Origin of the sequence: Paenibacillus sp. FSL R5-0341 (assembly GCF_037975235.1) — a bacterium.
Classification (GTDB): domain Bacteria; phylum Bacillota; class Bacilli; order Paenibacillales; family Paenibacillaceae; genus Paenibacillus; species Paenibacillus amylolyticus_A.
The window spans coordinates 3,210,228-3,223,692 of record NZ_CP150241.1 but is presented as its reverse complement, the minus strand read 5'-3'; the positions used below and the strand labels follow the sequence as shown (position 1 = coordinate 3,223,692).

General features: G+C 42.2%; 13 protein-coding genes. 2 read left to right on the top strand and 11 right to left on the bottom strand.

The annotated features are described in order from the left end of the window. Positions 1 to 48: 48 nt before the first annotated feature. The 5 genes from MKX75_RS14435 to MKX75_RS14415 all read right to left on the bottom strand — a co-directional run bounded on the left by MKX75_RS14435 (position 49) and on the right by MKX75_RS14415 (position 6,370). Entirely contained in the window at positions 49 to 2,367 is a 2,319-nt protein-coding gene (locus MKX75_RS14435) for a glycoside hydrolase family 95 protein (protein ID WP_339170199.1), read from the bottom strand. Positions 2,368 to 2,578: 211 nt separating this feature from the next. Beyond that, entirely contained in the window at positions 2,579 to 3,004 is a 426-nt protein-coding gene (locus MKX75_RS14430; RefSeq protein WP_076331176.1) for a MarR family transcriptional regulator, read from the bottom strand. Between the two features lie 140 nt (positions 3,005 to 3,144). Next, positions 3,145 to 3,885, bottom strand: coding sequence for an oxygen-insensitive NADPH nitroreductase (gene nfsA / locus MKX75_RS14425; protein ID WP_339170197.1), 741 nt, complete (start codon positions 3,883 to 3,885; stop codon positions 3,145 to 3,147). A 14-nt stretch (positions 3,886 to 3,899) separates the two neighbouring features. After that, the gene (locus tag MKX75_RS14420; protein WP_339170193.1) at positions 3,900 to 5,246 is read right to left on the bottom strand and encodes an NtaA/DmoA family FMN-dependent monooxygenase; all 1,347 of its coding nucleotides are present in this window, start codon (positions 5,244 to 5,246) and stop codon (positions 3,900 to 3,902) included. 20 nt (positions 5,247 to 5,266) lie between these two features. After that, positions 5,267 to 6,370 carry a Gfo/Idh/MocA family oxidoreductase gene (locus MKX75_RS14415; RefSeq protein WP_339170191.1) on the bottom strand — a complete coding sequence of 368 codons (1,104 nt, stop codon included), beginning with the start codon at positions 6,368 to 6,370 and terminating at the stop codon, positions 5,267 to 5,269. A gap of 313 nt (positions 6,371 to 6,683) precedes the next feature. On the opposite strand from MKX75_RS14415, the gene MKX75_RS14410 reads away from it, so the two are divergent. Beyond that, complete coding sequence (locus MKX75_RS14410) at positions 6,684 to 7,037, top strand: helix-turn-helix domain-containing protein (RefSeq protein WP_145147760.1); 354 nt, start codon at positions 6,684 to 6,686, stop codon at positions 7,035 to 7,037. A 102-nt stretch (positions 7,038 to 7,139) separates the two neighbouring features. Here MKX75_RS14410 and MKX75_RS14405 read toward each other — a convergent pair whose 3' ends face one another. Further along, entirely contained in the window at positions 7,140 to 8,318 is a 1,179-nt protein-coding gene (locus MKX75_RS14405; protein ID WP_339170189.1) for an adenosylhomocysteinase, read from the bottom strand. A 184-nt stretch (positions 8,319 to 8,502) separates the two neighbouring features. Here MKX75_RS14405 and MKX75_RS14400 point away from each other — a divergent pair, with 184 nt between their 5' ends. Then, on the top strand, positions 8,503 to 9,174 hold the full coding sequence (locus MKX75_RS14400) for a Crp/Fnr family transcriptional regulator (RefSeq protein WP_339170188.1): 672 nt from the start codon (positions 8,503 to 8,505) through the stop codon (positions 9,172 to 9,174). 160 nt (positions 9,175 to 9,334) lie between these two features. Here the strand turns inward: MKX75_RS14400 and MKX75_RS14395 are convergent, their stop codons facing one another. From MKX75_RS14395 to MKX75_RS14375, 5 genes are all read right to left on the bottom strand, one after another. Further along, on the bottom strand, positions 9,335 to 10,300 hold the full coding sequence (locus MKX75_RS14395; RefSeq protein ID WP_339170186.1) for a sensor domain-containing diguanylate cyclase: 966 nt from the start codon (positions 10,298 to 10,300) through the stop codon (positions 9,335 to 9,337). After that, the gene (locus MKX75_RS14390) at positions 10,293 to 10,928 is read right to left on the bottom strand and encodes a chemotaxis protein CheC (protein ID WP_076331170.1); all 636 of its coding nucleotides are present in this window, start codon (positions 10,926 to 10,928) and stop codon (positions 10,293 to 10,295) included. Before MKX75_RS14390 ends, MKX75_RS14395 begins: the two co-directional genes overlap by 8 nt. After that, on the bottom strand, positions 10,918 to 11,292 hold the full coding sequence (locus MKX75_RS14385) for a response regulator (RefSeq protein ID WP_062834433.1): 375 nt from the start codon (positions 11,290 to 11,292) through the stop codon (positions 10,918 to 10,920). Before MKX75_RS14385 ends, MKX75_RS14390 begins: the two co-directional genes overlap by 11 nt. 251 nt (positions 11,293 to 11,543) lie before the next feature. Next, a complete protein-coding gene (locus MKX75_RS14380) occupies positions 11,544 to 12,446 on the bottom strand; it encodes a carbohydrate ABC transporter permease (RefSeq protein WP_062834432.1) in 903 nt (300 codons plus the stop codon). Positions 12,447 to 12,458: 12 nt separating this feature from the next. Further along, a complete protein-coding gene (locus MKX75_RS14375) occupies positions 12,459 to 13,424 on the bottom strand; it encodes an ABC transporter permease subunit (RefSeq protein WP_082762750.1) in 966 nt (321 codons plus the stop codon). Positions 13,425 to 13,465 lie beyond the last annotated feature (41 nt).

The following is a 13,465-nucleotide window of genomic DNA, read 5'->3' as shown; positions in this document are numbered from 1 at the left end:
TATAACAGTATATATATGAAAACCATAGTTTTCTTAATCAGGAACTTCTTAATTATTGCTCCAGTCGTAACCTTTCAATTCAATCATAGAATTGGGGCCAGGAAAGGTTAATTCTATCTTTTGGTCCTGATAGGATACGGTTACTCTTGTTTCTTCAATAGAGCGAATCCTTGTATTCAACAGACGACCATTTTCCCATTCCAGATCTATTTCGAATCCGCCACGAGCCCGAACACCATGAATATATCCTTTTGGCCAGGCTGTGGGCAAAGCAGGTAACAATCTGATTACTTCGTCATGGCTCTGGAGAAGCATCTCTGCTATCCCTGCAGTACCTCCAAAGTTCCCATCAATTTGAAATGGAGGATGGTCGCAGAACAGATTGGGTAACGTGGAGGAACGCAGAAGTTCCACGATGTTAGCGTGTGCAAGTTCCGACTCCTCTAATCGTGCCCACATGTTGAGAATCCACGCCCTGCTCCATCCAGTGTGTCCACCACCGTGTTCCAATCTTCTGTCGAGTGTTACGCGAGCTGCCTTGGCCTGGTCAGGCGTTGATTGCAACGTAATTTGCGTTCCAGGATGCAAAGCGAATAAATGGGAAATATGTCTGTGACCAGGTTCCAATTCATCATAATCGTTACTCCACTCTTGGATCTGTCCATGTTTTCCAATGGAGGTCTCCGGTATTTTGGTTAACGCACTACGGAGTACTTCTCCGAATTCCTGATCTTTTTGCAAGATCCGAGTACTTTCAATGCAACGCGTGAAGAGTTCTCTAATAATCTGATTGTCCATTGAAGCACCAAAGCATAAAGACCCCGCCTCTCCATTATCTAATATATAGCGATTTTCCGGTGAGGACGAAGGACATATCACCCAATTGCCGGAAGGATCCTCTATTAGATAATCCAGAATAAACATAGCCGCATCTTTCATCGTGGCGTAAACGTTTTTGAGAAATTGAATATCCTTATTGTAATCGTAATGGTCCCATAGATGTAATGAAAGCCATGCTCCTCCCATGGTCCAAAACGTCGATGTCATGCATACATCCTGCGGAGCAGCGTCTGCCCAGATATCCGAATTGTGATGAGCAACGAACCCCTTGCATCCATACATGGTTCTAGCGGTTTCCTTTCCTCGGACTTGCAATCTCTCTATAAAATCAAACAATGGAATGTGACATTCAGACAGATTGCAGCTTTCTGCAGGCCAGTAGTTCATCTGTGTATTAATATTAATCGTATATTTGCTATCCCATACAGGAAGCATGTCTTTATTCCATATCCCTTGAAGGTTTGCTGGTAAAGAACCTGGACGGCTGCTTGAGATAAGCAGATAACGACCAAATTGAAAGTATAAACTCATCAGTTCCGGATCATGCTTACCAGCTCTAAGTCGTTCAAGGCGCTGATCGATTGGAAGTTCGGAACATATTACATCTTTATTTTCATCTTCGAGATGTATATCCATCTTTTTGAATAAGGATTGATAGTCCGAGACATGAGCGGCGAGCAGTTCACTATATGGCTTTGCGGAAGCAGCATCAATTCTGCGGAGGCACTCTACTTCGAGTTGTTCTTTGGGTACACGGAAATCCGTGCAAGCCGAGATTAGAATAGTCGCTGAATTACCATGCTTCAAAGAAAGCTGACCGCCTGAATAATGAACATGCCCCCCTTCAGATATAAGGCGAATCGCACAACAAAATCGGATTCCCTCTTCTCCCCCACTTCTTCCCCGGATGATCAAGTTATTCATTCCACGCTTCTCGATCTGGTCCAGATAGGATTGGAAACCAACAGGATGCTTAAGAATATCTGAATAGGATGTTGACTCCAGAACAGCTCCCCTGCCGAAAATAGTGGAGAAAGATAACTTTCCAGGCAAGCTAGATTTGAGATGAACAACGAGTACTTGATCCGGAAAGCTAGCAAAATAATCACGGCTGTAAATGGATTGATCTGCGCTATAATTCACGTTTACCTTGCCTTGTTCCAGATCGAGATGTCTTTGATATTCATTCGGTTCATGCTCACTGTGGTCCATAGCGATATACAAGTCCCCTAGTGGCTCATAATGTCTTTGCCCGTCAGGAACACCTACCAGAGTAACTGCTGCGAGTTCTTCTGCTTCACTAATCTTGCCATCAAAAATCAGGTTTCTGATCTGAGATAAAGATTCAAGTGCTTGAGGATTATTCCGCTGCATCGGACCACCGTACCATAGACTATCTTCATTGAGCTGAATTCTCTCGATCTGTGTTTTCCCAAAAATCATGCCTCCAAGAGTTCCATTTCCAATAGGTAATGCCTCTTCCCATCTTCCAGCAGGTTGATTAAACCAGATATTTTGGGTCTTCATGTTAAAACCTCCAACGAATTATAATTCCTCACATTGTTTATGTTTAGTGTGTTCCGTTTGTATGTTATTTCAGTGTACTGTAATCTCATGAGCATCTAAATGAACAAAATTAACTTGAATTATCACAATCCTATCTCAGCAATAAAAAAAAGCCGCTATAATAGCGACTTTGTATCGTTCATTGCATTTAGTTTAGTGAAACTTGCTTAAATTATAAGATGTTTCGCTCCATTTGTTGCATTAATTGCCTCAATATTAACCGATCCTCCAAAGAAATGGATTGAAGTAATTTCGCTTGCTGCTCACTCCATTTAAGCTCAACCGGTTTTTCTAATTCTTTGCCCTTGTCGGTTAAAAAGATACGCATAATCCTTGCATCCTGTACATCCCGTTTACGATATATAAATCCGTTCTGCTCTAATGATTTGACCATGTTCGTAACGGTTGGTGGTTCGCATTTCATATGTTCACTTAGTTGCATCTGTGTTACACCATCCCCCAACCACAGCCGATACAACAAATTATCTTGTCCTACATAAAGATTAAGTTCCCGAAGAGATTCACTATAATTTCGACGCATTTGGGAGGAAATTCGATCTAAGGACTGTCGAATATCACAATCTACTGCATCTGTCATGAACGATTCCTCCCTGCCATCCGAATTATATATTTAGCAGACTAAATGTATCATGGGGAAATGGAGGTGTCAATTCACCCTAGTATCGTTATAAGTACCTTTTCCTAACCAAGTTTCAGCAGGATACATTGGTTTGGTCCTTATTTTTTGGCAAAACCTTGCTTGTTCAAATAGTCCATCATTTGCGGCTGAATACTTCTCTCAAGGTGATCCTGAATATGGTCACTCCATCCTTTTACTTTTTTTACGGTGAAAGGAGCCCTCGTCGGACGATTTTCATAATACTTCAGCATGGTCTCATCATAAATTGCTAATTTCTCCTGATCTAATGGTTGGTATTGATTATCAAGCAATACCATGGATTGGGGGAGTCGAGGCTTCAGCTCAGGTTTATCTCCATCTGGATGACCAATGCATAGCCCCACCAGAGGAATAACATATTTAGGTAAATTCAATACGTCAGATAGTTCGCTAATATTAGCTCTGACCCCACCAATGAACACGCCGCCAAGTCCCATCGATTCGGCAGCGGTTAACGCATTTTGTGCCATCAGGCCGGCATCGAATGAACCGATTAGCAGAAATTCAATATATTCAATATCCACTTCTGGGGCAATTTGATGATTGCGGTTAAAATCTGCACAGAAAATCCAAAACTCAGCTGCTTCTTCGATATAAGGTTGATTGACAGAAAGTTGTCTGACTTTCTTTCGAAGAACCGGATCGGTGATTCGAATAATGGACACGGCCTGCAGGAGACTGAACGATGAAGTTTGATTCGCTGCCTGAAAGATTGCATCTCTTTGCTCTGCTGTCAGAGGTTGAGATGTGTAAGATCGATGCGATGTATGGTTATGAAGCAATTCAAGTGTGTTATTCATAAAAACTCTCTCCTCTATCTAGTTATTTCATTTTCCCGCATTCCATACTCATAAGGAACACCCATATTCTCGCGTAGTGTTTTCCCTTCATATTCTCTATGGAACAGACCCCGTTCCTGCAAAATGGGGACAACCATGTTGACAAAATCCGCAACTCCGTCAAAAGATATATCCGGTACCACTGAGAATCCATCACATGCATCTGCCAAAAACCATTCTTCCAAGAAATCAGCAACTTGTACGGGAGTACCCGCAACCACTGGGTGATAGTTAATAACACCATGGGCCAGAACCTCGCGAATCGTTAATCCTTCTAAAAGTAACTTCAACGCCCTTGCGGAACGGGGGTCCATTGGGTTGGCATATGCATTTCTCAACAAGTTTGGTTCTAATGGTTTATCAATATCTACCGAGTTTACCGAGAGCGGTATACCGATCATGGAACCAAGGTAACTTACCCGATTGGGTATCTCTTCAGGATTAAAACTCATGAGCTGTTTTCGACGTTCCAACGCTTCTTCTTCCGTAGCACCCAGAGAAAACATAAAACCTGCAAACATTTTGATATCATCTGGGTTTCGACCGAAACGAATAGCACTTTGTTGAATAGCTAGTCTCTGCTCACGAGCGGACTCTATGTCATATGGATTAGCATATACACCTGAAGCGTATTTTCCCGCCAACTCAAGTCCCTCACTTCCTCCTCCAGCTTGGAAAATAACCGGTTGTCCTTGCTCGGATGGAGGAATCGGTAGAGGACCACGAGATGCATAATATTGACCTTGAAGGTTAATAGGCCGGATTTTATTCATATCCGCAAATTCCCCTCTCTCCACATCTAACGTCCAAGCATCTGATTCCCAACTTCCCCATAAGGACTGAACAATCTGAATGCTTTCATGTGCTCTGTCATAACGTTCCTGGCGACTTGCCACACGTGCCCCAAAGTTTGCCGCGGCTGTATGATCGGATGTGGTAACCGCATTCCATCCCACACGTCCATGACTGATTACATCCAATGCTTTGAACTGACGTGCAATGTTGTAGGGATAATTAAATGTCGTAGACAGCGTAGCAACTAATCCAATGTGCATTGTCTCTCTTGCCACGGCCATCAGTGCCAGCATTGGGTCCATAGGAAACATAGGCGTTTGAGGACCTAAGTTAACGGTTAGTGCTGGTGTATCAGCGATGAAAATCATATGAAATTTTCCTTTTTCGGCCAATTTGGCTCGTTCCACATAACTATCCGTGTTCGTATAAGCTTCCGGATCTGTCCCAGGCATTCTCCACGCACTGAATTCTGCTCCATATCCCGAAACCATCTGTAGTGCCAGTTGCATCTCTCTTCTTTTATTCATAACGTTCTTCTCCTTGAAGATTATAGATATTGACGTTCACCGCTCTGTGCTGATTTTTCGACAGCATCAAGTAACTGATGAAGTTTTACCGCATCCGCGAAGTTAGGTGTCAAAGATGTCCCCTCTTGGATATCTTTGGCGAACTTGCGATAAGCTTGAGCTATATTCAGAACAAATCCAGAGTCGGATTGAAGTGAATCAGGAGCATAGTAATAGGAACTAGGAATACGTAGTTCACGAAGTTCGTTGTCCATTGATCCCGCACCGCGTAATTGGTGTGATCCGAATTGAATGGATGCAGGTGCACTCAGCACGAGGGTTCCTTTGTCTCCGAAAATTTCTAACGTTAGTCCTGTCTGATGTTTAACTCCACCTTGAATATGAACGCTGGCTGCTGCACCATTAGTCAATTTTCCAGTAATCATAATCTGATCATCCGTTGTTTTCTTGATGACTTTCTGAATATCTACCAATTCAACTTCTGGAAACTGTTGAGCTGTGGTGGCAGACAATTCTGTAAAGTCCCCAAGCATGTAAGTGAAGGCATCCAGATTATGTCCCCCTACAATGGTCAGTAAGTTCCCTCCAACTTTCCGGTCAAACAAGTACGCAGTCGACTTGTCACCAATGCCACCCATGCCATCTATAGAGATCTTCAGGTTGGCAGACAACACTTTCCCAACATAACCCTCTGCCAACAGATCTTTCACATACTGAATTGCTGGTGCTTGTCTGGCCTGAAGTCCAATCGCATTTGGCAATTGGGCAGAGGATACCCAATCCTTCATTTCAAGCGCTTCCTCTGTATTAGAACCCAGGGGCCATTCACAATAGATTGGTTTGCCAGCAGGAGCGATGGCTTTGACTGCATTATAATGCTCCCTAACATTAATGCTAACAACCACCATATCAACATCGGTATGATGAGCCAATTCCTCGATGTTATCAAATCCGTGATCTGCGCGGAAAGCTTCTGCACTCTTCTTAGCACTTTCCATATTACTTGTTCCCACTGCGGTAAGCTCGTACTCATCCAGGTTCTCAATAGCTGGAATATGTGTTCCACTTGCCCATCCGTTATTAATTGAAGCTCCTATGATTCCTGTACGAATTTTTTTACTCATTATTAAACAACTCCCTTGTTATAGTTCACGGTATGATCGAATATCAGTTGTTCCCAACCATGTACATCTAAAAAACGTATCCCTATTTCCTTCTACTTGCTGTATGCCCTTATCAGTCACTCCTTTCTATGGTATATTTATTTAGCTTGCTAACTATAGAATCAAGATATCATTATTTATCTTTCACATTTTAGGTAAACTAAAATTGTTTTGGTGTTGACACCATCATAGGTGTATTCGTTTCGTTTGCAAAGAGGGCAATTTAAATGAACATAGTACATCTTTTTGTACCTTTGGATCAGGAGTGATATGAATGAGAGTATGCAACGAAGGATTTGATCAAGACTTTATAGATGGAAAAAGTGATATGTACGCCATAGCGTTTACTCAGAACGTCCTTTCCGGGCGTTGGAAATATTTTATATTATGGTATTTAAAAAACGAAACACGTCGATATACGGATATCAAAAAATTTCTTGGAGATCTGTCTCAAGGCTCTCTTACGAAGCAGCTTAAGGAATTGGAGAATGATGGAGTTATTCAACGGGATGTCTTTCCGGAAGTTCCTCCACGGGTCGAGTACTCATTAACAGACAAGGGAATCAAATTACTTCCGATTCTTGAAAAGATGGCAGACTACGGTAGAGAATACGGTGAGACAACGTAAGCTTATAACACAACGTCAACATCCACCGTATTCAATAATATTTATCGGAGGTTGTCTAATATCCATTCTATGGGTCGCAGGGTGAACTTCAATTCGACGACTCTATTGAATAGAGTTCATAAATAACTTACTAACTTGACTATCAATATCTTTCGGTACAGGTTGCAAACCATGTTGCAGTGATTCCACATTCGTCATTATACGATAGGCAGAATAGGAAATTAGAGCAAAGCCCATGTCCATAATCTCGATGGGATTACCGTCAGCTCCTGCCAAATTAACAGGATTGGCATTGTGAAGCAAATAGATACTTTTCTCTGCAAAACGTATTCGTTCAATCCCTTCTTTCACGATTTCAACGGATTGAGAAGCTTGCTTGATTTCTTCCACATTGATTTCAAACCCATAGTGTCCTGAATTCGCAAGGATGACTTTTTCTTTGAACAGAGGTATATGCTGCTCGGTAATGACATTAAAAGATCCAGTTGCCGTAATAATCACATCTGCTGCGGGAATTAATTCGTGCAGCTCGCCAACCCAATGCCCGTCTGTTTTTGCATTTAAGAGATGAACAGGATTCATGTCATAGACTAACGTATTCGCGCCTAATCCCCGGAACTTTTTAGCAATGCCGCTGCCGCAATAACCATAACCTACAACCAGAACTTTTTTCCCTCCAACGAGAAGACTGGTTGTGCGCATGAAACCATCCACAACAGACTGTCCAACACCCAGCGCATTCTCAAAAGTCTGCTTCAAGGGCGAGTCATCAATCACGATAACGGGATAATCAGGCTGAACACCACTCTTCTCAATCAACAACCTTCCCGTACGTGTCTCTTCGTTTGCACCGATGGGGTTCCAACCGGGTTTTAGTTCATGATGAGCAAGAATCAGACTAGCACCATTGTCCAGGAAGAGATCGATTTTATGCGCCATGACCATCTTTAGATAGCGTTTGTGGTCCTCATAAAGATCTCCTTCTTTCGCTAAAACCGTGACATTAGGCAGAGATGCCAAATATGCTGCGGTATCCTTCTTCGTTGTTCCAAGACACCCGACTAAATAGATATGTGCAGCCCCACTCGCTAGAAGACCTTCTACCCAGAATCCCGTTTTGGGCTCAATATGCATACTGATCGCAATCGTCATTCCTTTAAGAACTTGTTGCTCTTGAAACAATTGATTCACTTCTGTGATCAAAGGCATTCTCTCTCTAAACCACTGCATTCTCACTAACCCCGCACTAGCCAAACTTTGATCATCAATAATACTGTTCATCACAAGTTCCCCCTATGTCCCACTCCGTTGTTTTATAATTCGAGGTAAGTATAATATTAAAAAAGGACTGTCAATAAGGACAAATGTCCGCCTTTTGGAGAGTTCATCAAATAATCACTTTATGTATGATGATCGGGAGAACATGAACGATCTAAAATAGTTAGTGAAGGAGTCATCACGTGTTATGTCTATAAAGGTTCACCCTGATATCACAGCTGCGGTTCTCAAAGCGAATTTACATGAAATCATTACCGATGAAGTTTTGACCACTCTGCAAGTGAAAATGTATAAGAAAAACGAGACGGTTGTCGTCTCAGGCAACGAATTGAAGTACTTTTATATCGTAATTGAAGGCAGGGTTGCCATTCACAATTATTCTGATCAAGGAAACATAGCCGTTGTCGATTATGTAGAAAAAAACGGAGTGTTGGGGGACTTGGAATTTTTTCAACAGTGCAATTATCTTCATACTGCTGTCGCTGTTGTACCGTCAACCATTCTACTGATCCCTTTGGAGATAGTACATTCGCATTTGACCAGATCAGTCTCTTTTCTATCGCATATGTGTACGGTTCTTACGGATAAACTCATGAAGTCTTCAGTAAAAAATGCAAGATCATTGTTGTATCCTGCAAAAAATAAGCTTTGTAAATATATTCTGCAAACCTCGGAAAAATTTGAGTCGGTAACGATTCCGTTTGTCATGAAAGATATTTCAAGCATGATGGGAATCTCCGATCGACATATTAGAAGATTGTTAAGTGATTTGGCCCAGGAGCAGATCATCATTAAGGAAAATAGAACATTAAAGGTGTTGGATATGGAGCAGTTACATCGATATTCAACCGATTTCTAAAAAACAAATGATTCAAAGGTCATACAAAAAAACGCCTGTCCTTTTAAAATGCAAAAGACCAGGCGTTTACTATTTAGGAAAAACATTTTTTTTCTTGTATTCATTGTATAGACAAATAAAGTTGCTATTCTAGCAACTTTAAGAAAGGCCATGTTCAAATTTATTCATCACTTTCAGGTTCGAAGATTCCGTATCCGTTCTTACCATTCTTCTTAATCTTGTACATGGCTCGATCCGCATGTCTCAAAAGTTCGGAAGGTTCCTGTCCATGCTTCGGAAATAGGCTTATGCCAATACTGATCGATAAATTGATATAATTTCCGGCAATTTTGAAATGGGTGCTGAATGCAGCTTCCAATTGTTTGGCGATGATGTGAGCGTCATGATCATCCTTCAGGTGGCTTAATATGATGAATTCATCCCCGCCGAGCCGTGCTACAGTGTCTGTCGTTGGAATCGTTTCGCTTAATCTCTTGGCCATCTCCAGCAACACTTGATCACCAACATCATGCCCATACGTATCATTCACTTGCTTGAAACCGTCAGCATCTACAAACATGACAGCAAGTTTGCTATCACTTCTTTGGGCGTTGCTTATAGCCCATGCAAGGCGGTCATTATAAGCCAGACGATTAGGCAGACCCGTAAGTGGATCATGCAAAGACATATGCTTGCTGATCTTCTCGGAAATTTTGATTTTGGTGTACTCGGTCTCCAGTTCCTTAATCAGGTTTTTAAGTTTATATACCCGGGTATTCATGTTTGTCATATCAGTAATTTGAATAAGGGCATAACAGCGATCTTCCTGATAGAGCGGTTCAACATGCATATTTTGTCGGATTAAATGTTCATCCTCGCCTTCACTAGGGAGAATAAACGCTTTATGTAAAGCGCTTGAGCAAAACCTGCTCTGACCATGATACAGCGCATTTTGCAAAATATTCAGGTAGACATTGGACTTAAAGCGTGGACACACTTCAAGCAGATTCTTGCCAACGACTTCTTCCCTACTCTTGCCAGTAAGGCGTTCCAACCAGCCATTCCACACCACAACTTTCAGTTGCCTGTCGACAATCATAATTCCCATATTGGCTTTGTTCAAAGCTTGTGATACGAGATTACCCATGGTCTGCCTCCAATAAAGCGTCCATTTTGGCCAACAGGCTCGATATGGAGTTCATACTCAGCGCTATAACAATAATGCCTGTCACATCGGTATCGGCAAGTAAAAACGATGTGTGCAACACCAGCACATATACTTCATTCTGCAAAAGTATTTGTTGATCTGAATTGGTGACATAGATCAGCTCAATATCAGGCAGTACATATTCCAGTTTGATCTCCAGAAAATTTCCGAATTCGCCAATGATGGCGTTAAGTAAGACGTTGCTAACTTCTTTTAGCACGTCCAGATCCGTATCCATCAAGCTCGGATCAGCAGGAATAACGGTCTCTCCCAGTTCTCCAAGGCAGATATTGGCCAACACTTTAGCCTGCTCAACAGGAAACATCAGAAATGCTTTTCCTTGAAATTCGTAGCCAAACTGTAAAGACGATCTGAACAGGTGACCTTCACTGAAGAAAATGTTGTATCTTCGATCTCCAGGATCAACATCTGATATGGAGATCAGCTCCACTTCCGGAATATTCAAAACGATACGTTTGTCTACAATCTCTGACAACATGTTAGCCGCTTGTCCCACGTAAACGTTCACAAGTTCAGTCAGCAGATCTTTCTGTAAATCATTCAGCATGATAAGCCGCCTGAATCAGTTGAATCAATGTATTTGCCTTTTCCGCGGTTAACGGTTTATTCAAAAATCCGGAGATCCCCAGATTCTCTACTTCATCCCGAGTCGTCTTCTGAATATCTGCAGATAGAATAATAATCTTGACTGTGCTATCCGTTTCCCGAATCATTCGCAGCATTTCTTGTCCGTTCAAGCCAGGCATCAGCAGGTCGGTCGTTATAAAATCAGGTCGGAACTCCTGAAATAGGTTATATCCTTGCTCTCCATTGCTAGCAATCTGAATCTCGCATTCTGGAATATGATCAACAATCAGCTTTCGAAGCAATTTCTGTACAAATATGGAGTCTTCCACAATTAATACTTTCATTTTCTCTTCAATCTCCTCAATAAAATGGTAAGAGTTCGGGATTGTCAGGCGCTGTTCACAGTTCTTGAGAGAGACTGACTGGTGAATCAAGTAAATATAAATTATAGTAACTTTAATTTAATTGTCAACAACATTATTGAATAGAGTAGATTCGTGTACAATGGATATGGCATGGCTTTCCGCTTGAAAAACAAAAAAAACGGTCACCATCGTGACCGTTTTTGATCGGTTATCTGCAACTGCATCTAAGTTTACTCTTTTACCCCACCAAGCTGCAAGCCATGAACAAAATACTTTTGCAAAAATGGATAGACGACCAAGATCGGCAATGCAGCTACAATCGTAATCGCTGCCCGAATAGATACAGGAGTAACCATGTTACGCGCAGCGCCGAGATCTGCACCATTGGCAACGGCTGCACTGCTGTTCGAGTTCATGGAAGAAGACAGTAATTTCATCAACTCATATTGCAGAGTGCTCAGGTTTTGCTTGGAAGACGCATACAGAAACGTATCGAACCACGAGTTCCATTGACCGACTGCAATGAACAGTGCAACCGTAGCCAGCACCGGTTGGCACAGCGGTAGAATAATCGATATGAATGTTCTGAAATCTCCAGCACCGTCAATTTTGGCTGATTCGATCAGTCCCTCGGGTAGTGTCTGGATATAAGTCCGAATGACAATCATATTGAAGGCACTAATCAGTCCAGGAATAATGTACACCAGGAAGTTGTTTAACAAATGCAAATCTTTCATCAGGAAGTATGTTGGAATAAGTCCTGCACTGAAATACATCGTAAGCACAACGAAAATGGTAATTGGTTTACGTAAAATATAATCTTTTCGGCTTAGTGTGTAAGCCAGCATGGAGGTCAGAAACAGACTCAAGACTGTTCCGAGCACCGTTCTCGCCACCGAGATACCAAAGGCGCTGAAGATCGTCCCTCCTGCAAATACAGCTCTGTAGTTTTGATCTGTCCATACCCGAGGCCACAGATAAATCCCACCCCGGATGGTGTCATTACCGGCATTGAACGATACGGCGAGTGTATTCACAAACGGATACAGGGTAACAATCGCGATAGCGATCATCAGTATACCGTTTAACGTATGGAAGACAATCGGTTCAAGCCGAGATTTATTGATTCCCATCTCTAGTCCCCCTTATATTAATCGGTCTTCCCCGAGTCGTTTGGAAATTGAATTCGCCGCAAAGATCAGCGTGATACTAACCACCGTCTTGAAGATACCTGCCGCGGTAGCCAAAGAATAATTCCCGATCTGTAGTCCGTATTTCAGGACAAATATATCTATCGTCTGTGACCAGTCCACAACCACACCATTACCCAACAGATACTGAACTTCAAATCCAGCTTCCAAAATCCAGCCCATATTCATGATCAGCAAGATGATAACAATGGATTTGATTCCGGGTAAGGTCACATACAGCATTTTCTTATATCGGTTCGCACCATCAATCTCTGCCGCTTCATAGAGCGACGGATCGATAGACGTGATGGCCGCCAAATAAATAATGGCATTCCAGCCTACTTCTTTCCACACATGAGATGCGCCTACAATGCCCCAAAAGTACTCGGGAACACTAAGCCACATGATCGGTTCTTGAATGATGTTCAGCTTCATGAGCACCACATTGACAATCCCGCCGTCTACAGACAGGGAGCTTGCCACGATGCCTGTCACGATGATCCATGAGAGAAAGTGAGGCAAATACGATATCGTTTGAATGGTTCGTTTATAGAACTTGTGTTTGATCTCATTAAGTAAAATGGCAAATATAATGGCTGTCGCAAATCCGAGTACCATATTGATTACACTCATCGCAATGGTATTACGAAGCACGTTTAGAAATGCATCGTCTGTCAGCAAAAACTTGAAGTGCTTGAGTCCGACCCATTCCTGCTGGGAGAAACTCTTGGCAGGACTATAATTCTGAAAAGCCATAACCCAGCCCCAAATGGGATAATACGAGAATACGAGAATGTACGCAACGATGGGCAATGACATGAACATCAGTTGTCTTTGTCCGCGCAACCGTTTTAGTATTGGTGTCTTGGTAACGGCTGTACGGGTAGTTTGCTCCGGTATGGCTCCAGGCGTGTTCGCCATCTTCACTCCTCCTATTGGCTTGCAACGACATTATGCATGAT